This is a genomic window from Chryseobacterium arachidis (assembly GCF_900129245.1).
GTDB classification, from domain to species: Bacteria; Bacteroidota; Bacteroidia; order Flavobacteriales; family Weeksellaceae; genus Chryseobacterium; species Chryseobacterium arachidis.
The window spans coordinates 206,402-227,743 of sequence record NZ_FQUT01000004.1 but is presented as its reverse complement, the minus strand read 5'-3'; the positions used below and the strand labels follow the sequence as shown (position 1 = coordinate 227,743).

The window sequence follows — 21,342 nt, the reverse complement described above, 5'->3', positions numbered from 1 at the left end:
ATATTGATTTTTGGCAAAGCCTTTTAACAATATATTCCTAAGCTATGGTTCAAAAAAATAATGAAATATGGAGGCGTTGCTAATATATCTGGTGAAAATTACGATCTGTACAGCGGTATTGCTGGGATATTATTATCTTTTTCTTAAGGATAAAACATTCCACCATTATAATAGATTTTATCTGCTTTCCGTGTTGCCAGTTTCCTTGTTGATTCCGGCAATAAGATTAGAAAATTTCACGGTTGAAGTCAGCCCGGACATTTATTTTCTGATAGATAAAATGCAAACCTTGACTATTGAAAATACCGGTCATGAAGATATTTATTACAGCATTGCATCTGCCGTTTTAGGAATAGTTTCTCTTTATTTTTTACTGAAATTTTTACTTGGAATTTTCAGAATTCATCAGCTGAAAAAACAGTTTAAAAAGGAAAAAATACAGGAGATTAATTTTTATACAACAGATCTTACAGAAGCCCCATTTTCTTATTTTAAAAATCTTTTCTGGAAAAATTCAATTCCGGTAGATTCAGAAATCGGGAAACAGATCCTGAAGCATGAAATGGTTCATATCGAGCAGAAACATACTGTTGATAAGATTGTTATTGAGCTTCTGACTGCCGTTTTCTGGTTCAATCCTTTTTTCCACCTCATTAAAAAAGAATTAAGTTTAATTCATGAATATTTAGCGGACAGCAGATCTGTTAATCACTCGAATACAAAAGCGTTTGCACAGATGCTCATGGCAAGTCATTTTTCGGGTACAGCACTGCCTGCAACCAATCCGTTTCTTAATTCAAATCTTAAAAAAAGACTCAAAATGTTACAAAAGCCTAAGACAAAATTCGGATATGTGCAAAGAATTCTTGCACTGCCTTTAATCTGTACCGTGGCATTTGCATATATGGTAAATGCTAAAAATAAAGAGATCCTGCAAACCAATATTGAAATTGAAAAAGCGGTTTCCCGGATGAAAACAGACACGATCTCTCCTCAGCAAAAAACACAAATGACAAGAAAAAAATCAAACATAGAAAAAGTTCCCGGAATAACAGAATCTTCAGAGATCGCAGAAAATGAATATGCAAAGTTTTACAATGAAGCGGAAAGCAAAAGACAGAATCATATAACAAAGAAAGAAGAGCTTACAAAAGCTATCGAGGCCAACAGAAAGAAAATTGCTTTTGATGAAACATTTTATAAACAGAGGGATTATGATAAAAACCCTTTAACGGATGAAGAAAAAAAGCAGTTGAAAGATGATGCAGATAAAATCAGAGATCTTCATGTAAACGATCAAAATAAGGTTAAATCGAGTTTCGGACTTTTTAAGATTGAAAAATCCGATACAAAAGTGTTTGATATCAACGGAAATGAAATTAAAATTAATTATAAATCTCCGGTAGGGCCTACAAATTTAATGGGAATTTCTTTAGAAGGTGCCGAGCTGTTTGTTAATGGTAAAAAAGTAAATAAAGAAGAATTCCTTACTTATCAGACCGACTTTAAAGATCTTAAAGATGCTCCGATCCGTATTAAGGCTTTCAATATTGAAAGAGTAGGAGATGAAAGAATTTCTTATGCGAAAAAGATGGAAATTATTGTTGATTAACTCAAACAAATTTTAAGCATATAAGTTAGTCACTGCTGAAAATAAAATCAAAGCATTGCTACAGAATAATATTATTAAAAAATTAAGTATGAAAAATAATTATCTGCTTATATTGGCATTTCTAAGCGTATGGGCAAATGCACAGGTCAACAGATTCTATTATGACTATAAATTTATTCCGGACTCCACAGACAGAGCTGATGTAAAAAGCGAAATAATGTATCTGGATATTGATAAAAACGGATCCAAATATTACAGCCAGGAAAAATTTGTTTCAGATTCAACATTTAAGGCAGACATTGCCAAGCAGACAAAAGGAGGCTTCGGAGGAAGTATCAGTGTAAGATCAACAGTTAAATCCGGAACAATCCATACAAGTGTCACTAAAGTTTATCCTGACTATAAGGTATCACTTTCTGAAAAAATAGGGAATATGACCTATAAAGTAGCAGAGGATCAAAAGCCGGAATGGAAGATTCTTCCTGATAAACAGAAAATAGGCGAGTACAATACCCAGAAAGCTACGGCAACGTTTGGTGGTAGGGAATGGATTGCATGGTTCACCCAGGATATCCCTTTTCAGGATGGTCCCTACAAATTTTACGGACTGCCGGGGCTAATTATTAAGCTAGAAGATAAAACTGGTTCGCATACAATGACCTTAGTCGGAAATAAGAAAGTAGAAGCTAATACAGAAACTGAGACGCAGATGCCAAATATAACCATGATTGGGATTGGAGGGAAAGAAATTGATGTTAATAAAAAGCAATTCAAAAAAGTCTGGAAAGATTATCAGACAGATCCTACAAAAGATATGAAACAAACCATGAGTTCCCTTCCTGCAGGCGCTTTGATAAAAATGAAAAATCAGGACGGAAAAGATCTGGATATGAACGAAGTGTACAGGAATATTGAGAAAAGAGCCAAAGAAGAGATAAAGAAGAACAATAACAGAATAGAGCCAGATTTATATCAGTAATCAGCAAGTTTTTATTCTTGAATTACAGGATGAAGTTCATCTTCATCCTGTTTCTTTTTACTATCTTAATACAAAATTTTAAATCTCATGACAGAAAAGGAAAAATGTGCAAAAGGACTTTTATACAACCCCAATTATGATCAAGAATTAACGGCAGAAAGAATTGCTGTTAAAGATCTTTGTCTGGAATATAATCAGCTGAAAAATTCTGACGCGCAAGGCAGAATGCTTTTAATTAAAAAAATCATTGGAAAAACAAAAGAAAATATCTGCATTGAGCCCAGTTTCTGGTGCGATTACGGCTATAATATTGAAGTAGGAGAGAATTTCTATGCCAATCACAACCTTGTGATTCTAGACTGTGCAAAAGTTATTTTTGGAGATAACGTGTTTATTGGCCCGAACTGCAGCTTTTATACTGCAAATCATCCGATTGATGTTAAACCGAGAAACGAAGGTTTAGAATCTGCACACCCGATTAAGGTGGGAGACAATGTTTGGTTCGGAGGAAACGTTACAGTTCTTCCCGGAATTTCTATCGGTAATAATTCAGTGATCGGAGCCGGAAGTGTTGTCACCAAAGATATTCCCGATAATGTGGTTGCGGTAGGCAATCCGTGTAAAGTCGTTAAGAGCATCATTAATGAAAATTAAATAATAAACTAAAAATAATCAATGAAAAAACTAATAATTGTTTTTGCTGTATTTCTAAGTTGTGCAATGAATGCCCAGAATCAACGGTTTGTATACGAATATAAATTTATCTCGGATTCTACAGCTAAAAATGAAGTGAAAACAGAAAGGATGTATCTTGATGTTTCGAAAAAAGGATCAAAATTTTACAGCGAGGTAAAATATATCGCGGATTCTATCAAAGAAGATCGATTAAAAAAAGGATTTCGCGATCTTACAGGGATTAATTTTAATTTTATTCCTTTTGTAGTAGAAAAATCTTATCCTGATTACAAAAATTTTTTCTTTATAAGCCTAAGCTTGGATCGGTTTAAAGTTTCGGAAGAACGACCTCAAACCTGGAAAATAATGACGGAAAAAGAAAAAATTGGTGAGTTTAATGCACAAAAAGCAACTCTTGATTTTGCCGGAAGAAAATGGAACGCATGGTTCGTGCCGGATATTCCGATTCAGGATGGTCCGTATAAATTTCATGGGCTGCCGGGTATGATTGTTAAAATTGAAGACCAGACCAATTCTCATTCTTTTACACTAAAGGAGATCAAAAAACTTAGTGAAGATTGGGCTTCGGAAAGTGAAAAAAAATCATTCAGCAATATTATTCCGGTTAATACAGCTCAATATAAAAAACAGTTTGTAGAAAACAGGAATGATCCAACAAAAGGATTGCGTCAAATGTTTGCTTCCGGCAGAAAACTCATGATGGTGGATGAGAGCGGAAAGCCGCTGGAGCAGCAAACGATATTGAGGATGCGAGAGAAAGAAGGAAAAGAACAGAACGCAAAAAACAATAATCTTTTAGAGCTTGATCTGCTGAAATAATCATTACGGCGCGGAAACTTCGTTTCCGCGCCGTAATGATTATACATAGCCGTTAAATCTTAAGACAGTTTCTGAGAATCTGCAATAAATTGAGCCAATCCGCTGTCTGTTAAAGGGTGTTTCAGCAAACTCAAGATCGGAGGAAGTGGTGAAGTAATCACATCAGCACCGATTTTAGCACAGTCGATAATGTGCATAGAGTGACGGATAGAAGCTGCTAAAATTTCAGTTTCATACATATAATTATCAAAAATCAGTCTGATTTCCTGGATTAGATTTAATCCGTCAGTTGAAATATCGTCTAATCTTCCTAGGAAAGGCGAAACGTAAGTTGCCCCGGCTTTTGCAGCCAAAAGAGCTTGTCCCGGAGAGAAAATCAATGTACAGTTTGTTTTGATTCCTTTGTCGGAAAAGTATTTTAACGCTTTAACACCATCCTTGATCATCGGAATTTTTACCACAATATTTGGGTGGATTGCTGCCAATTCTTCCCCTTCTTTAATCATTTCTTCGTAAGTTGTAGAAAGAACTTCTGCAGAAATATCTCCGTCTACGATTTCGCAAATTGCTTTGTAGTGATTCTTGATCGCTTCAGCGCCCTGAATTCCTTCTTTTGCCATTAATGAAGGGTTTGTTGTTACCCCATCAAGGATTCCAAGATCTTTCGCTTCTTTTATTTGCTCTAAATTAGCAGTGTCAATAAAAAATTTCATTTGTTTTCTGATTTATTACACAAATATAATCATTCCATTTCGAGTAGAAAATTAATTTGGAGTGAGATTGTGTGTTAATAGTTTCGCTTTATATTCTTGATTAAATGTTTAAGTTTTGATATTGATTTGTTTTTTCAGGTTTTAAATTTTACTTTTTGTCATTAAACTTTAAACCATAAACTTATAACCTAAAACTTCAAACCTTACAACGAAATAATTATATTTGTTTATCATGAAAAACCAATTCACAGCTCAACTCCAGATCATCGGGATCAATCCTTTTGTTTTCATACCTGAAGAAATTTTAAATGACATTTTTGAAGAGTCGGGAAGAAATAAAAGTCCGATTCCGGTAAAAGGTACGGTAAATGGGAAAGAATTCAGGCAGAATTTAATGAAATATTTAGGAGAATGGAGATTATACATTAATCTGACCATGCTTAAAAACTCACCCAAAAGAATTGGAGAAACGATCGAAATTTTTATTGAATTTGACGATTCCGACAGAACAATTCCTTTTCATCCGCAATTGGAAAAAGCAATTAAAGAAAGTGCGCTGGCGGCAAAGAATTTTGAAAATTTAATTCCGTCAAGAAGATTAGAGCTCATTCGCTACATCAACAATCTGAAAACCGAAGCCAGCATCAGTAAAAACATTGAAAAAATTATCAAATACTTACACGGAGAAACAGATTTTTTCGGAAAGAAAATAAATTAAATCTGAGATTTAAATTAAAGATATGTTATTTAACCGTAAAAGTGACAAAAGTTCTTTTTTAAAGCTTATACTTAATTTTTTGCAGAAGTGAATAAATAAAAATCAAATATTTTTAAAGGCTTATGTGTACTTTTTTTAAGTTTAATTATAGACTTTAAATATTTTATCTAATCTTTTGTGCCTTTTATGGTTAAATAAAAAGTCTAAGCGCATTCTGAAAAACAAAAAAGATCCGGAAATAATTCCGGATCTTCTTACAACTATGAATTTAAAGCTTGACTCAGCTTTATCGCGTCTTGGTTGGTCGGATCATACTGAATAGATTTTGCAATATGTTCCTTGGCTTTGTTTTTATCGGTCGTCTGCTCAGAGAAGGCAACATAAAAATATGCATAGGCTAAATTTTTCTTGTTGGCTTCAATTTCTTCAGGTTTTACAGTCGCAATATATTTTTCGTAAGCCAGTTTTGCATTAGCATCATCTTTTGCAGATTGATATGCATAAGCCTGGCTGTAATATGAAGGAGCCCAATCTGGTAACAGTGCAGAGATTTTCTTCCATGTTTCAATAGCATTTGTCCAGTCTGATGCATCCTGATAAGCTCCTGCCAATTTTGCTAAGGCATCTGTATCTTGTGGGTTGGCTTCGATTTGTTTTTTAAGACCATCAATCGTAGGGTTGCTTGTTTGGCTTGTTGCGGCCGCAGAATCTGTTTGGGTTGTCTGTGCATTTACGAAAGTTACACTTCCTGCTAATATCATCCCTACAAACAGGGTTTTGATGTTCATTCTAATCATTTTCATAATCTTATATTTTCAAATTGTATACTTTAAAATTCAATAATAATTCCACAAAAACCCGATTTTTAGAACCTTTAGGTTTTTTTAGAAAATATTAACGGGATTAACTATTTTTTTATCTAAATTTTTGATTCGTTACGGTTTGAGTTATCTTTGTCATTCAACTATTTTAATCAATACGATTTTATATGAACATCATATTAGCCTCAACTTCCACACTTTTTGGTGGAGAATATCTGGAATATTTAAAAGAAGAATTAATTCAGCTTTATGAAGGAATTGATGAAATTATTTTCATCCCTTTTGCACGACCAAGCGGAATTTCTCATCATGATTATACGGCAAAAGCCCGTTCCTTCTTCGAAACAATTCATATTAAAGTAAAAGGACTTCACGAATTTGAAAATAAAATGGAAGCTATCAACAATGCAAAAGGCTTTTTTACCGGAGGCGGAAATACTTTTTTATTGGTAAAAACGTTGCATGAAGAAGGATTAATGTCTGTTTTAAAGGAAAATATTGAAAAAGGAAAACCTTATTTAGGCTGCAGTGCAGGAAGCAATATCGGTGGACAGAACATGAAAACCACGAACGACATGCCGATCGTTTATCCGCCAAGCTTTGAGTGTATGGGATTGGTTCCTTTTAATTTGAATCCTCATTATCTTGATCCAAATCCGGATTTGAAGCATAATGGCGAAACCAGAGAAACCAGAATCAAAGAATTTTTAACGCAAAATGACCTGAAAGTGGTAGGATTGCGTGAAGGAAACTGGATCAGAAAAATCGGTGATAAAATTACCGTTGAAGGAAGAGAGCTGACAAGAATTTTTGAAAAAGATAAAGAACCTTACGAGATCGAAACGGGTTCCCAATTATAATGGATTTATCAAGAGAAGAAATGGATCGGTTTATTGAAAATAATTTGCTTAATTTTTCAATAAACGGTTCAGGATGGCATAATCTGATCAGGAATATGCTTGAAGAGTTTTGTCTTGCTGGTTGGAATTTAAACGAGAAAGTAAGCGGAAAAGAAAAATTTGGAGGACTGCGATGCTATTCGACTTCAACGGATGAAGAATTAAATATTGAAATCCGGAAAATTGTAGATAAATATTCCGCATTATCTGGGAAAACCTGCGAGATCTGTGGAGAAGAAGCAAAAGGAAGATATGTAGATGGTTGGGAGGCCACATTGTGTTTTAAACATTACTCTGAGTCGATTTATTTTATTGAAATTAGGAATAATGATATTGAAATTAATGATAAAATTATCGGTAATCTTAATGATATTAATAAAGCTGAAACGGATAATTCTTTCAGAGGAATAAGGATCTATTTTTCAGGTCAGGAAAAATATTATGGTTTTCATTGCAGACAACCCAATTATTATCTGTTGCTGAGATCGATCGCATTACATTTATTTTCGGAAGAAGACCAAAAATATATAAAGTCTCTGTTTGAAAATCTGAATGATTGTGAGGTTTGCGGACATAAATCGTTGAGTGAAAGTCATTGTTTAAGATGTTTTAATGATCCCTGGAAGAATTCTTTTTTAGAAGATTACGAAAGCAAATCCCAATATATAAAACATTGCCAGATGGATCTTTTTATTGATGAAGATGATAATGAAAAGGTATTTCAACATGACAGATCATTTGAGAAACTTCCGGATCATAAAATTCTTTTCAATGATAATGAACTGCGGGAATACGAAAAGGATATGTACGACTAAAAAATGCAGTATTTTTAAATTATATTTGAATAAATAATTCTTAATGAAAAATTCCCTAGCTATATTTTTACTTTCCACACAGGTTATTTTTGCCCAAAATATCACCCAGAAGCTGGATGCTGCTACCAAAGGCTTAATGGATTCTTCGGGTGCAATTTCCTCGAATTTATCATTCTATGTTACGGACGAAAGCGGAAGCTTAATTTACGAATATCAGGGAAATAAAGGGCTGTCTACGGCTTCAACCCAGAAAATATTCACTGCGGCGGCGGCTTTGGAAACTTTAGGGAAAAATTATACTTTTAAAACCACTTCAGGCTATTCAGGAAATATTTCAGGTGGAAATCTGAACGGAAATCTCTTCATCAGCTCAACAGGTGACCCGACTTTAGGAAGTTGGAGATATGATGGTTATAAACCTGAAAATTTTAAACAAAAACTAATCGAAGCGATCAAGAAATCCGGAATTAAAAAAATTTCAGGTGATCTGATTGTTGATGATTCGTATTTCGATCATCAGACAATTCCCGGAGGCTGGCCTTGGGACGATCTGGGAAACTATTATGGAGCAGGAGTCTGGGGAATCAACTGGCGCGAAAATCAGTTCGATATTAATATCAACGGGACAGAATTTAAGAGTTTTTCTTATCCCTTGGAAGGGGTTAACTGGCTGAATGATTTAAAAGCCGGTGGAAGTTCCGATCAAAGTTTAATTTTCACGGCACCGCATTCTAATGTTGCTTTAATCAACGGAACACTGCCCTCAAAACTCGTTACGGTTTCTGGTTCCACACCAAATCCGCCTTTGCAATTGGGTGTTGAAGTTAAGCAGTGGCTGAAAGAATCAGGTATTGAATTATCCGGAAAAGTCATCACCAATTCACAGCTTGAAATTGAAGGTAAAAAAGCTCTGGAAGTTCCGAAAAATAATATTATTCTCACTTATGAATCGCCGACTTTAGATAAAATTGTGTATTGGTTTTTAAGGAAAAGCATCAATCTTTATGGAGAAACTTTAATTAAAACCTTAGGAAAAGAGAAAAAAGGAAACCCAAGCTTTAAAAGTGGAGTTGCGTTTCTGAAAGACTTCTGGAAATCCAAGGGAATCAATCCCAATATGATTAATTTTGCCGACGGAAGTGGGCTTTCACCACAAAACTATGTGGCTGCTAAAGCGGAAGTTCAGGCTTTGCTGTACGCGAAAAAGCAACCTTGGTTTGATTCTTATTACGACGGTTTTCCAACGCAGGATAACGGCATGAAAATGAAAAGCGGTACCATGAGAGATACGAAATCTTTTGCAGGTTTCCACACCTCGAAAGACGGGAAAAAATATGTATTTTCAATCATTATTAATAATTATCAGGGGAGTGGAAGCGCAGAGTTACAGAAAATCCTGAATGTTTTAAAATAAATATCTTTGAAAAAATCAATATTTGCAAGATTTAATAACTGGATCATATTCGTCCTGATGACCATCGTTGTTCTAACGGTAGTCATTGCTTCTACGATTTTAATTACGTTTCTCCGTAGGGAAGAAATCAAAAGGGTGGATATCTTGGTGAGTGCGTTAAAGTTTCAGCAGGAAGTGGAAAATCCTAATTTGGAAATTCAGGCTTTGCTTCTTCAGATTTACAGCTCCAATACAAGTATTCCGCTTATTATTTTGGATAAGGACGACCAAATTATAGAACACAAAAACATCCCTAAAGATGTAGAAAATGATTCTGAAAAGATAATTGCCCTGGCCAGAAAAATGGCAAAAAGCTATACTCCGATTGAGATTGAACTTGTAAAAGGAAACAAACAGATTGTATTTTATGACAATTCTCCTTTGCTTAACAATCTTCAATATTCACCGTATATTTTAGGGCTTTTTATTCTCTCGTATTTTGGATTTTCTTTCTGGTTTTTCAGAACTATTAAAAAAACGGATGAAGGGTATCTTTGGGCGGGACTGGCAAAGGAAACAGCCCATCAGATCGGAACGCCTCTGTCATCCATGATCGGCTGGATGGAAATTATGAAGCTGGATACTCCCGATTCTGAAGGGGTGCAGGAAATTGAAAAAGACATCGAAAGACTGAGAACAATCTCCGAAAGATTCTCAAAAATAGGTTCTGTCCCTGAACTGAACGATACTGATTTTAATGCTACGATTAAGGAAAATTATGATTATTTAAAAACCAGGATTTCCCGTAAAATAAATTTCGGGCTGCATCTTCCCAATTATACGATTTTGGTTCCCCATAACAGAATTCTGATGAGCTGGGTAATTGAAAATTTGGTGAAAAATGCGGTTGATGCGATGAAAGGTGAAGGTTCTATTTCCATGTCTGTTATCGAGCGGAATAAAAATATTGTGGTGGAAGTACAGGACAACGGAAGCGGAATGACTAAACAACAGGCGAGAAATGCTTTTAAACCCGGTTATTCAACGAAAAAAAGAGGCTGGGGGTTAGGTCTGTCTTTGGCAAAAAGAGTGGTTCAGGAATATCACAACGGAGATATTAAAATCGCACAAACCGAGGTCGGAAAAGGAACAACTTTTAGAATTACCATTAGAAAAGGATAAAATTATAATAAAAAAGCGGAGAATTTCTCCGCTTTTCTGTTTCTATTCTTACTGAGTTATTTTTTTCCGGTCAGCCACTGATTCTGCAGTTTTTGTTCTGCCGGAGTCGGATTAGATTTAAACTGAAGGGTTTCAACCGTCATTTTATCTAAAATAGCTTTTCCTTTAAGGTCGATTTTTTCGGTTTTATCACCGTTCTTTCTTAAAACGGTTAACGTTACGTTCTGACCTTCCTTAATGGTTTTAGCATATTCTACAAAAGCCTGGATGTTTTGAATACTGATGGTTTTTCCGTCTAAAGCTACCACTTTGTCGGTAATTTTAAACCCTATGCTTTTTGAGAATGGGGACAACGCAGAACTTTCATCAAAGATAAATGCATTGTCTTTATCATCATAACCTGTCTGCTGAGGATCTTTTACAAACCAGAAAATAGGCGGAGTTTCCTGCTTGTTGGCTTCTACACCTACCATGCTCAGGTATTGCGTATAAGGTGTCGGCTGGTCTCCTGCAATATATTTATTGTAAAAATCTCTTACCTGCGGATATCCCGTAACTGCTACCAATTCATCAATTAATTTATCGTCTTTGAAAGGCTTATTCTCACCAAATCTCTGCGACAGTTTTCTGATCATGTCACGGTAGCCCATTTCGCCGTTCGATAGTTTTCTCAGTTCAATATCAAGACACATAGCCAGAAGCGCGCCTTTTTCGTAAACGTTTCTGTATTGATCCTTGTATTCGTCTTTCAGGACATTTTTACTCATTACCGTGAAAGGCATGGTGTCATTATAGTTCTTAGAATTGGCGATTTTTTCGCTCATTCTCTGCAGGAATTCGTCTTTAGTAATCAATCCTTCCTGAATCTGGAATAAATTGGCAAAATATTCTGTTCCTCCCTCATACATCCAAAGATGCTGAGACATTTTAGGATCTGCATAATCAAAATAATGAATCTCCTCAGAATGTGTTTTCAAAGGATTTACCGTATGGAAAAACTCGTGAGAAACAACGTCGGTAATGGTTTTGTCGATCGCATCTTTCGGCATCATTTCAGGTAACACAACACTGGTGGATTCATGGTGCTCCAATGCTCCGAAACCTTTGATCTGAGGTTCTCCCATGCCGGAAAGATACAGCATGATTGCATATTTTTTGTTGGTATTCATATCGCCCAAAAATTTCTTCTGGGCAACAACCATTTTCTCTAAATTTTCTTTAAAATCTGCCGCTTTATATTTTCCTGTCGGCGAGTATACTCCCAAAACAAGGTCCATTCCTCCTGCATTAAAGGTAATATAATCCGGTTTTGTATACATTAACGGCGAATCCGTTACTTTAGCATAGTTGGCTAAAGTATAAGTGTCCGTAGATTCAGATTTATCCTGATCCACCAATGCTGTTGTTCCGTAGAAATCCGTCGGTTTCTGAATAATCAGCTGATAAGGAACATCCTGCATATTGTCGATATATCCTACAAATCCGTGGGTATTGATTAAGTATACTTTTCCGGTTTCAATATCTGTTCCTGAAGGTGAAAATACCGCTTTGTGCTTGGAGTCGTCCATTTCTTCATCAAAACTGTCATTCACCAGATAAGTGATTTTCGTTAAGTTCTGGGCATTTTTTAAAGAATAGGTATTGTCATTTACTTTCGTGAAAGTAATTTCTTTTCCTTTATTATCTAAAAATTTAATTCCTTCTACAAATCTTCCGTAATCGTCCACAGAATAGGTTCCTGGAACCGTTTTAGGAAAATGAAACTTCACATCTCCGGATTTCATTTTCGGGAATTCCATGGTTACGGCAACTTTATCATCTTTTACATTCACAAGATCGATGGTTGTTTTTATAGACTGGGCATTAACCAAAAATGCAGTTAAAACTCCTACACTTAGTGCTATTTTTTTCATTGGGTATAATTTATAATTAAGTAGTTGCTGAAAAAGTAAATTTGTTACGGTTATTGTATTAAATTTTTGTTAAAATTATTGAAGGCTGAGAATGTATGTATTGAATAAACCTATTTACAAATAAAAAAGCAAAACCACTTTTGCGATTTTGCTTTTTCTATTACTGAACTTTTTGATAGTCTATATAATAATTGTTGTTAAATTCTACCGGGCTTCCTTTCTTCAGTTTTATTGTTTGCCACTGATCGGTCGGGCTGATGGTCACTCCGTCTACAATGATTGGAAGCTTTAAATTCTTAACTGTATTGGTGTAGCGGAATTTCAGCTCTTCTCCTTTTTGAGAGTACTCTAAAACCGGAACTTTCGTGGTTCTCAGATATTGGTTGAAAACACTTGAAAAATCAATTCCCGATTTCTTGGATATATAATTTTCAATTTGCTGGGTGGTAACGGTCTGATGATAAAAATCTTTATTAATACCTCTTAAAATTTCCCTGAATTTTTCATCATTATTAATCACCTGGCGGATGGTGTGGAGCATGCTAGCTCCCTTTGGATACATATCGCCGCTCCCTTCGTTTCTTACGCCGTATTTTCCGATGATGGGAACATCGTTCTGAATACCTTCTCGGATTCCCTGTGCGTATATGTCTGCCGATTTTTTATCCATATATTTTTCGGTGAACAAGACTTCAGAATACATCGTAAAGCCTTCATGAACCCACATATCTGCCTGATCTTTCGCCGTGATATTATTGGCAAACCATTCATGTCCGCTTTCATGAACAATGATATAATCCCAGTTCAATCCAACTCCGGTTCCTGAATAATCCCGACCCATATATCCATTCTGATATCCATTTCCGTAGGCTACATTGCTTTGATGTTCCATTCCCAGATAAGGAGAATCCACTAGTTTGTAAGAATCTTCGTAGAAAGGATAGGGACCAAACCAATATTCAAAGGCGGAAAGCATCGGCTTTACCTGCTGGAACTGTTTCTTTGCTTTGTCTAAATTATAATCGATCACCCAATAATCAAGATCCAGTTTTCCTTTTTCTCCGTTAAAAGTATCTTTAAAATTGACATATTTTCCGATGTTAGGGATGATAGAGTACGCATTGATAGGGTTTTTAACTTCCCAGGTATACGCCATTTTATCTCCCATAGCTTTTTTGTCGATCAGTTTGCCGTTTCCTACACCTACCAGATCTTTTGGCGTAATAATTTTCATCACGATTCCGTTGTCGGGCTCGTCGCTCCAGATATCTTTGGTCGGCAGCCAAATTGATGCTCCGATGCCTTCGTCGGCAACACTCATCCACGGATTTCCTTTTTCATCTTTGGTGAAAACCCATCCTCCGTCCCAAGGTGCACGTTTAGCAATCGTAGGATTTCCTGAATAAGCTATATCAATTGTGTATTTTTCGCCTTTTTTGAAGCTTTTGTTGGTAGTAATCCAGATAAAATCACCTTCTTGCTTATAATTGACAATCGGGAAACTTCCTTCCACTTTATCAGCTTTCATGGGTTGTTGAAGATCGATCTGGAAAGTAGGATTCGTCACATCTTTTGTAATCTCAAAACTGATTTTATTGTTTCCTTTAATGCTTTTCTGAGCAAAATCGGGTTCTACAGAAAGATCATATTTTTTTACGTCCCAGAAATTTCGGAACTGAGTATCAGAACCTTTTAAAGTATCCTGCTTGGTAAAAACTTTATCTTTTTCGAAAAACTGTCCGAAAGCCAGTCCTGATGCCAATAAAAGCGAATATGAAATCTTTTTCATCTGAATTAAAATTTATTAATCAAAAATAAGAATTAATCGGTTGTTATTATGTTTAAAAAAACAATGATTAGAATCTTCGTGATTAGACGAAGGAAATAAAATTTTGTTACATTTCGTGAAATATTTAATGTTGACGAATATTGTTGTTAATGACAAAAGCCTAGCCCTGATTGCAGTGAAAATCCTTTTTTGAAAAAAAAGATTGCAACGGAAAGCAGGGAATAGCTTCTTAAAAAAATCCCGCAGAAAAATTCTACGGGAATATATTGAACTAATTTGTAAGCAATTTATTTCTGGACTACGGGAAGGTTTCCTGCTGCATTCTGAACTTTTTTATACGTATAAGAACACATGATAATACTGATTTCGTACAGCAAGACCAGTGGAAGAGCTGCCATCATCATACTTAAAACATCGGCAGGCGTAATGATGGCTGCAACCACCATGATTAAAACAATTGCGTGGCGACGGTATGTTCTCATAAATATCGGTGTCAGAATTCCGATAGATGTAAGGAAATATATAAGTACAGGAAACAGGAAAATAACGCCCATTCCCAAAACAACCTGCAAAAAGATGGTAGTGTAATCACTTAAATCGTAAAGCGGAACGATAATATCCGAAATCTTAAAGATCACTCCAAAATTTACGGCGAAAGGCAGAATAAGATAATATCCGCACAAAACGCCTGTCATAAATAAAATCCATACCGAATTGATGATGAAGATGGAATTTTTTCTTTCCTTCGGATGCAGTGCAGGACTTATAAATCTCCAAAGTTCCCAGACGATATAGGGAAAAGCTGCCACAATCCCACCAAAAATGGAAACCGCCATCATCACATTGAACTGCTGATAAAGCTTGCTCGCGCGAACCGGAAAATCCTTCGGAAGATGAATGCTTTCTTCACCCAAAATCATTTTGGAAAAGTGATTGACGATTTCAAAAGTCGTAAAATCGTTTCTGGTAGGACCAAAAAAGATATGATCCATAATCCAGTTGATATTAAAACCGATGACCACTGCAGCAACGATAATTGCAATAATCGAGCGGATGAGGTGACCTCTTAATTCTCCAATATGCCCCCAAAAGGACATGTCTTTACCTTCACTCACGGAATAATATTTTTAAGGTTTCAAATTTATGAAAAAAGTTTCAGTAAAGCGGGAAGTTTCGGTGTTTAAAGTTTGGCATTGAAGTTTAATTGATCCCTTCATCCAACAACTTATGCAGATCAATAATCCCGAAATATTTTCCATTTTCTGTTACTACAAGTTGTCCGATATTATTTCCCTTTAAAATTTTCATCGCTTCTTTAGCCAAAGCGGTTCTTTCTATTGTTTTTGGGTTTGCAGACATAATGTCCTTCGCCAGAACTTTAGAAATATCATCCCCTTTTAACAGCATTCTTCTTAGATCTCCATCGGTAATGACTCCAATAATTTCGGCTTCATTGGTTACCACTGTGATTCCGTGTCTTGAGCTGCTGATTGAGATAATGACGTCTTTGACTGTATCATTCTCCGTAACCTGAGGTTTTTGTGAAGAAAGGAAATCATCGACTTTTGAAATGAGATTTTTCCCCAAACTTCCTCCCGGGTGGAATTTGGCAAAATCATTGGCTTTAAAATCATTTATCTCCATTAAAGAAATTGCCAGAGCATCTCCCAAAGCCATCTGTAGAGTTGTGGAACTTGTCGGAGCCAGTTTATTCGGGCAGGCTTCCATATCAACATGCGTATCCAGGATAATTTCTGAATATTCGGCAAGCTTGCTGGATTTATTTCCCGTCATTCCGATCAATGCAGAAGAATAATCTTTTAAATAAGGCAGAAGGTTTACAATCTCAGGAGAATTCCCTGAAAGTGAAATGCATAAAACAACATCCTGCTTCTGAATAACCCCAAGATCCCCATGAATAGCTTCTGAAGCATGAAGAAACTGTGAAGGTGTTCCTGTGGAATTAAGAGTGGCTACAATTTTATTTCCGACATGGGCAGATTTTCCGATTCCTACGACAATTAATTTTCCTTTTGCAGAATGAATGATCTCTACTGCTTTTACAAAAGAATCATCAATTCTTTCTTTTAATTTTTGAAGTTCTGAAATTTCTATTTCCAACGTGCTTTTTGCTATTGAAATAATATCGGATTTTTCCATTTTTACTTTATAAAGAATATAAATAATACCTAAAAAAACGTTATATTTTAAAACGGTATTTTAATATAAATTTAATTTTTATAAATTCGTTCGCTTTTATTTTAAGCAGAAATTTATTAACTTTGGATTAGATGCAAATTTAGCAATAGAAAATTAGATGAGCGCAAAAAAAGCCAATTTATCAGGCGAATTGAAAAAATATTTCGGGTTTTCTACTTTTAAAGGTCAGCAAGAACAGATTATAGAAAACCTGTTGAATGGGAAGGATATTTTTGTCCTGATGCCGACCGGAGGTGGTAAATCCTTATGCTATCAGCTTCCGGCGCTTATTTCGGAAGGTACGGCAATTGTAGTTTCGCCCTTAATAGCGTTAATGAAAAATCAGGTGGATGCTGTCAATGGGCTTTCATCTGAAGACGGAGTAGCACATGTTTTAAATTCATCATTAAATAAAACGCAGACCAAACAGGTTTTCGATGATATTAAAAGTGGGAAGACAAAACTACTGTATGTCGCCCCGGAATCCTTAATTAAAGAGGATTATTTAGACTTTTTAAAAGAAGTGAAGATTTCATTCTTTGCTATTGATGAAGCGCACTGTATTTCAGAATGGGGACACGATTTCCGCCCGGAATACAGGAATTTAAAGTCAATTATCGATAAAATTGCAGACGTTTCGGTAATTGCATTAACGGCAACCGCCACTCCTAAAGTTCAGGATGATATCCAAAAAACATTAGGAATGACCAATGCTTTGGTTTTTAAAGAAAGCTTTAACAGACCAAATCTTTACTATGAAGTACAGCCAAAGGTAAATATTGATAAAGAAATCGTAAAATTTATCAATCAGCATAAAGGAAAATCCGGAATTGTTTACTGTTTAAGCCGAAGAAAAGTTGAGGAATTTGCACAGCTTTTACAGGTAAACGGAATCAATGCTTTGCCTTATCATGCAGGTCTCGACCAAAAAGTAAGAGTGGCGAATCAAGATAAGTTTTTGATGGAAGAAGTTGATGTCATTGTAGCAACGATCGCATTTGGGATGGGAATTGATAAGCCAGATGTACGTTTTGTGATTCACTATGATTTTCCTAAATCTCTGGAGAGCTATTATCAGGAAACCGGCCGTGCAGGACGTGATGGAGGAGAAGGACATTGTTTAGCCTTCTATGATCCGAAAGATATTGAAAAATTAGAGAAATTCTTGGCGCAAAAGCCTGTTTCTGAGAGAGAAATCGGGTTGCAGTTACTGAATGAAGTCGTTGGGTATGCCGAAACCTCAATGAGCCGAAGACAATATATCCTTTATTATTTTGGGGAAAACTTTGACCCAGTGAACGGTGAAGGTGCAAAAATGTGTGATAATTCATCAAATCCTCCGAAATTAAAAGATGCAACGGATGATCTGAAAAAAGTTTTACAGCTTATCAATGATACCGGAGAAAAGTTTAAGTCCAAAGATCTTATTTCTGTAATTGTAGGAAAAGAAACTGCTGTTACAAAATCTTATAAACTGGAGCAGGCTTCCTATTTTGGTTTCGGAAAAGATGAAAAAGAGAACCATTGGAAAACAATTTTAAGGCAGGCTACTGTTCAGAATTATCTGCAAAAAGATATTGAAACGTATGGAGTTCTAAAAATCGCTGAAAAAGGAAAATTGGTGCTCAACGGAGAGTTAGAGCACTCTTTCATCATTGCGGAAGACAGGGAATTTGATTTAACTCAGGCGAAAGCCGAAAGTGACCAGATTCAGCAGCAGTCTGGAGGCGGATTAGACCAGAATTTATTTACTTTATTAAAAGACTTAAGAAAAAAAGTTGCCAAAAAGCACGGAATTCCACCGTATACGGTTTTCATGGATCCCAGTTTGGAGGATATGACGGTTCAGTATCCGATTACCGTTGAAGAAATTGCAAAAATCTACGGTGTCGGAGAAGGAAAAGCCAAAAAATACGGGAAAGAATTCGCAGACTTTATCAGCAAATATGTAGAAGACAACAATATCGAACGCACTCAGGACATGGTCCTGAAACAGGTTGCCAATAAATCCAGTCATAAGGTTTTCATTATTCAGAGTACAGATAAGAAGATTGATCTTGAAGATATTGCAAGAGCTAAAAACCTTTCCATGGATGAATTATTAAAGGAAATGGAACGTATTGTTTATCAGGGTACTAAATTGAATATAGATTATTATATTGAAGATAATTTTGATGAAGATATTGTAGACGGATTTATGGAGTTCATGACAGAATCTGAAAGCGACAGCATGAAGGTTTTGTTGGATGAATTTGGGGATGAATTGTCTGATGAAGAAGTAAGAATGTTAAGAATAAAATTCATCAGTGACGTTGCCAACTAAAATAATTTTAAACAATAACGAAATTATAATGAAAGAAATTCTTCCGAGGAAGAGTTTCTTTTTTAATATGACGGAAAAAATTAGAATCGTTTTTTCATGTTTCTATCTGGCTGTTTCTGTTCTTTTTTTAACAAATATTAGAAATTCGGAATTTGTCTTATTTTCACTCATCGCAATTTTTCTATTTTGCAGTGCTTTATATATTACTTTCTTTAGATGGATTGTTCGATATTTTCGTCTGAGAAATTATTATTATGTAATTACCAGTCAGAGGATTATTATTGCAACAAAAGAAAGTGGTAAAATTATAAAGTATAAAAAAATAGAAGAAATTAATCAGATAAATGATGAAATGAATACTAAATTTTTCGGAAATATTATTTTTGGAGAACCGGAGAATATTTTTGGGAAAAATAATGAACCATTCTCTTTTTTTGGAAAAAGAGGAATGAATTTCAGTGAAGATAAATATGCTTTCACAAGCGTTGACAATATTAATGAAATTATTCCTGTTTTTGAAAAGCTTGGATTGAAGGTTTCCAAAACTTTTTACTAATTTTACAGTGATGAAAAAGATTTCTGTCATATTTATTCTGCCGGATTTGGAAACCGGAGGCGCAGAAAGGATTGTTACCACCATTGCGAATCATCTTTCCCGAGATCGATTTGAGCCTAAGATTTTGCTTTTGCGTAAAACAGGCGGCTACCTCAAGTTTTTGAAAGATGATGTTGAGATTATTGATATTGACACCGAAAGAATCAGACATTCCTTAAAGCCAATCCTGAGAGAAATTTACAGACGGAAGCCGGATATTGTGTTTTCAGGTTTCGGAGAAGTGAATGCCTATTTATCTGCATTTGTAAAGCTTTTTCCAAAAACAAAATTCATTGCGAGAGAAACGAATGTTGTTACGCGGCATGTTACCCGAAAAGAAATAAAATTCTTCTATAATTTTTATAATAATTATGATAAAATCATTGCGCAAAGCGATGATATGCTGAAAGATCTGACGAAAAATTTCAGAATTAAATCCAGCAAAATAATTAAAATAAATAATCCTGTTGATTTTGATTTTATTGATGAAAAATTGGCTGTTTCCTGCAAACCGGAATGTTATAAATACAATTACAAAAATGTTGTAGCGATAGGTAATTTATCTGCCAGAAAGGGTTTTGATAATTTGCTGAAAGTTTTTTCAAGACTTAAAAATGAAAATATTTTACTCCATATATTAGGAGACGGCAAGGATCGGGAAATTTTACATCAAATGAAAGATTTCTTAGATTTAAAAAATGTAATTTTCCACGGAAAACAAGAAAATCCGTACCAGTTTCTGAAGTATGCGGATCTGTTTATCCTTTCTTCAAGATACGAAGGATTTCCGAATGTATTGCTGGAAGCAGGAGCTTGCGGAACCTATTCTTTAGCTAATAATTGCCCGGGGGGAATCAATGAAATTATACAGAATAGCACGAACGGAGAAATTTCTGATATTGAAAATTATGAAGATTTTTCTCAAAAAATTATGAGGATCCTTCATGGAAGTTATGACAAAGATTCCATAAAAAATTCTATTAAATCAAGGTTTTCAAAAAATATTATCTTGGATAAATATGAGCGGGTTTTATTGGATCTTGTGAAATAAGAATAATCTCATTTGTCTTATAAAAGCATATTTTCTTACTTTTGATCCCTTTAAAATCAATATCAATTCAATGAATAAAATCCAGAAATTAGGATGTGCTTGCGAAAAACCTACGTCAAACTATACTGAATACAGAAGTTCTGAATTAGGGATAGATCATACAAACGGAAGAGAGGCGGAAGTAAGTATTCAGCAGTGTAAATTGTGCCAGAGAATATGGATTCGTTATTTTGTTGAGTTTGAAAGCTTTTCTAAATCTGGAAGATGGTACAAAGGAATCGTTTCTAAAAAAGACCGCCCTAATATAATTCCTGAAAATGCAGTAGAATTTCTTGAAAGCCTTGAATGGTATGTGTTTGGAGGCTCATATTTTGAAAGCACGGGAGAATTTGGGCAGGGAAAATTGAATGTGGATCTTTAAAATTTTCTTTGTTAAAGTAAGATGAATAAGTTTGATGAATTAAAGCGTAATAGATTTATTAAAAAACTGCGTTCCAACGCAATTGCGATTACTACAAATCAAATTCAGATTCATTCAGGATATTTTAAAATGAATTATCTGATTGGAAGAATAAATGATATTAAGTCTTTAGATAATATAGATTTAGATATATTTAAAAAATATTACAACGAAATTCAATTTCATCCTATCGGTGAAGAAAGAAAACTTTACAATAAGGAATATCTCAAAAAGCTCGATTCAAAATTAGAATTGATAGACAAAAAATATAAAGCTTTGCTTAATGAAAAATGTAAAGAAATTATTGAGAAATTTAAAGATATTAAAGACTTTTGTTGAAAATATTTTAAAGCTTAATTTCTATC

Annotated in this window: 20 protein-coding genes; 14 read left to right on the top strand and 6 right to left on the bottom strand. The window is 34.9% G+C overall.

Annotation, left to right across the window (positions count from 1 at the left end):
• The first annotated feature begins 67 nt into the window (after positions 1-67).
• The 4 genes from BUA89_RS09635 (at position 68) to BUA89_RS09620 (ending at position 4,106) form a co-directional block, all read left to right on the top strand.
• A complete protein-coding gene (locus BUA89_RS09635; RefSeq protein WP_072956408.1) occupies positions 68-1,612 on the top strand; it encodes a M56 family metallopeptidase in 1,545 nt (514 codons plus the stop codon).
• 88 nt (positions 1,613-1,700) lie between these two features.
• Positions 1,701-2,591, top strand: a complete 891-nt coding sequence (locus BUA89_RS09630) for a GLPGLI family protein (protein ID WP_072956405.1) — start codon at positions 1,701-1,703, stop codon at positions 2,589-2,591.
• Positions 2,592-2,678: 87 nt separating this feature from the next.
• Positions 2,679-3,245, top strand: a complete 567-nt coding sequence (locus tag BUA89_RS09625) for a sugar O-acetyltransferase (RefSeq protein WP_072956401.1) — start codon at positions 2,679-2,681, stop codon at positions 3,243-3,245.
• Between the two features lie 21 nt (positions 3,246-3,266).
• A complete protein-coding gene (locus tag BUA89_RS09620; RefSeq protein WP_072956398.1) occupies positions 3,267-4,106 on the top strand; it encodes a GLPGLI family protein in 840 nt (279 codons plus the stop codon).
• Between the two features lie 59 nt (positions 4,107-4,165).
• Here the strand turns inward: BUA89_RS09620 and fsa are convergent, their stop codons facing one another.
• Positions 4,166-4,819 (bottom strand): fructose-6-phosphate aldolase, encoded by a 654-nt coding sequence (gene fsa, locus BUA89_RS09615; protein ID WP_072956394.1) that lies wholly within the window; start codon positions 4,817-4,819, stop codon positions 4,166-4,168.
• 232 nt (positions 4,820-5,051) lie between these two features.
• Between fsa and BUA89_RS09610 the strand changes: the two genes are divergently transcribed.
• Positions 5,052-5,537: a YdeI/OmpD-associated family protein gene (locus BUA89_RS09610; protein WP_072956391.1), complete on the top strand. Its 486-nt coding sequence runs from the start codon at positions 5,052-5,054 to the stop codon at positions 5,535-5,537.
• 260 nt (positions 5,538-5,797) lie between these two features.
• Here the strand turns inward: BUA89_RS09610 and BUA89_RS09605 are convergent, their stop codons facing one another.
• On the bottom strand, positions 5,798-6,325 hold the full coding sequence (locus BUA89_RS09605; protein WP_228420546.1) for a hypothetical protein: 528 nt from the start codon (positions 6,323-6,325) through the stop codon (positions 5,798-5,800).
• Between the two features lie 200 nt (positions 6,326-6,525).
• Between BUA89_RS09605 and pepE the strand changes: the two genes are divergently transcribed.
• Genes pepE through BUA89_RS09585 form a run of 4 tightly spaced genes read left to right on the top strand, consistent with a single transcriptional unit; the run spans position 6,526 to position 10,647 of the window.
• Positions 6,526-7,218 carry a dipeptidase PepE gene (gene pepE / locus BUA89_RS09600; RefSeq protein ID WP_072956385.1) on the top strand — a complete coding sequence of 231 codons (693 nt, stop codon included), beginning with the start codon at positions 6,526-6,528 and terminating at the stop codon, positions 7,216-7,218.
• Positions 7,218-8,072, top strand: a complete 855-nt coding sequence (locus BUA89_RS09595; protein ID WP_072956382.1) for a hypothetical protein — start codon at positions 7,218-7,220, stop codon at positions 8,070-8,072. Before pepE ends, BUA89_RS09595 begins: the two co-directional genes overlap by 1 nt.
• 43 nt (positions 8,073-8,115) lie before the next feature.
• On the top strand, positions 8,116-9,486 hold the full coding sequence (dacB, locus tag BUA89_RS09590) for a D-alanyl-D-alanine carboxypeptidase/D-alanyl-D-alanine endopeptidase (protein WP_072956379.1): 1,371 nt from the start codon (positions 8,116-8,118) through the stop codon (positions 9,484-9,486).
• 6 nt (positions 9,487-9,492) lie between these two features.
• A complete protein-coding gene (locus BUA89_RS09585; protein ID WP_378125873.1) occupies positions 9,493-10,647 on the top strand; it encodes an ATP-binding protein in 1,155 nt (384 codons plus the stop codon).
• A 56-nt stretch (positions 10,648-10,703) separates the two neighbouring features.
• Here BUA89_RS09585 and BUA89_RS09580 read toward each other — a convergent pair whose 3' ends face one another.
• From BUA89_RS09580 to BUA89_RS09565, 4 genes are all read right to left on the bottom strand, one after another.
• On the bottom strand, positions 10,704-12,560 hold the full coding sequence (locus BUA89_RS09580) for a M61 family metallopeptidase (RefSeq protein WP_072956374.1): 1,857 nt from the start codon (positions 12,558-12,560) through the stop codon (positions 10,704-10,706).
• Positions 12,561-12,720: 160 nt separating this feature from the next.
• Positions 12,721-14,349 (bottom strand): M1 family metallopeptidase, encoded by a 1,629-nt coding sequence (locus BUA89_RS09575; RefSeq protein ID WP_072956372.1) that lies wholly within the window; start codon positions 14,347-14,349, stop codon positions 12,721-12,723.
• 287 nt (positions 14,350-14,636) lie between these two features.
• Entirely contained in the window at positions 14,637-15,464 is an 828-nt protein-coding gene (tatC, locus tag BUA89_RS09570; protein WP_178362446.1) for a twin-arginine translocase subunit TatC, read from the bottom strand.
• 85 nt (positions 15,465-15,549) lie between these two features.
• Positions 15,550-16,509 carry a KpsF/GutQ family sugar-phosphate isomerase gene (locus BUA89_RS09565; RefSeq protein ID WP_072956369.1) on the bottom strand — a complete coding sequence of 320 codons (960 nt, stop codon included), beginning with the start codon at positions 16,507-16,509 and terminating at the stop codon, positions 15,550-15,552.
• A 157-nt stretch (positions 16,510-16,666) separates the two neighbouring features.
• On the opposite strand from BUA89_RS09565, the gene recQ reads away from it, so the two are divergent.
• From recQ to BUA89_RS09540, 5 genes are all read left to right on the top strand, one after another.
• Entirely contained in the window at positions 16,667-18,871 is a 2,205-nt protein-coding gene (recQ, locus tag BUA89_RS09560) for a DNA helicase RecQ (protein WP_072956366.1), read from the top strand.
• 352 nt (positions 18,872-19,223) lie between these two features.
• On the top strand, positions 19,224-19,427 hold the full coding sequence (locus BUA89_RS22920; protein ID WP_143152307.1) for a hypothetical protein: 204 nt from the start codon (positions 19,224-19,226) through the stop codon (positions 19,425-19,427).
• Between the two features lie 10 nt (positions 19,428-19,437).
• The gene (locus BUA89_RS09550; RefSeq protein ID WP_072956359.1) at positions 19,438-20,517 is read left to right on the top strand and encodes a glycosyltransferase; all 1,080 of its coding nucleotides are present in this window, start codon (positions 19,438-19,440) and stop codon (positions 20,515-20,517) included.
• A 70-nt stretch (positions 20,518-20,587) separates the two neighbouring features.
• Positions 20,588-20,938 (top strand): hypothetical protein, encoded by a 351-nt coding sequence (locus BUA89_RS09545; RefSeq protein WP_072956356.1) that lies wholly within the window; start codon positions 20,588-20,590, stop codon positions 20,936-20,938.
• A gap of 21 nt (positions 20,939-20,959) precedes the next feature.
• Positions 20,960-21,316, top strand: a complete 357-nt coding sequence (locus BUA89_RS09540; RefSeq protein ID WP_072956351.1) for a DUF2489 domain-containing protein — start codon at positions 20,960-20,962, stop codon at positions 21,314-21,316.
• The last annotated feature ends 26 nt before the right edge of the window (positions 21,317-21,342 follow it).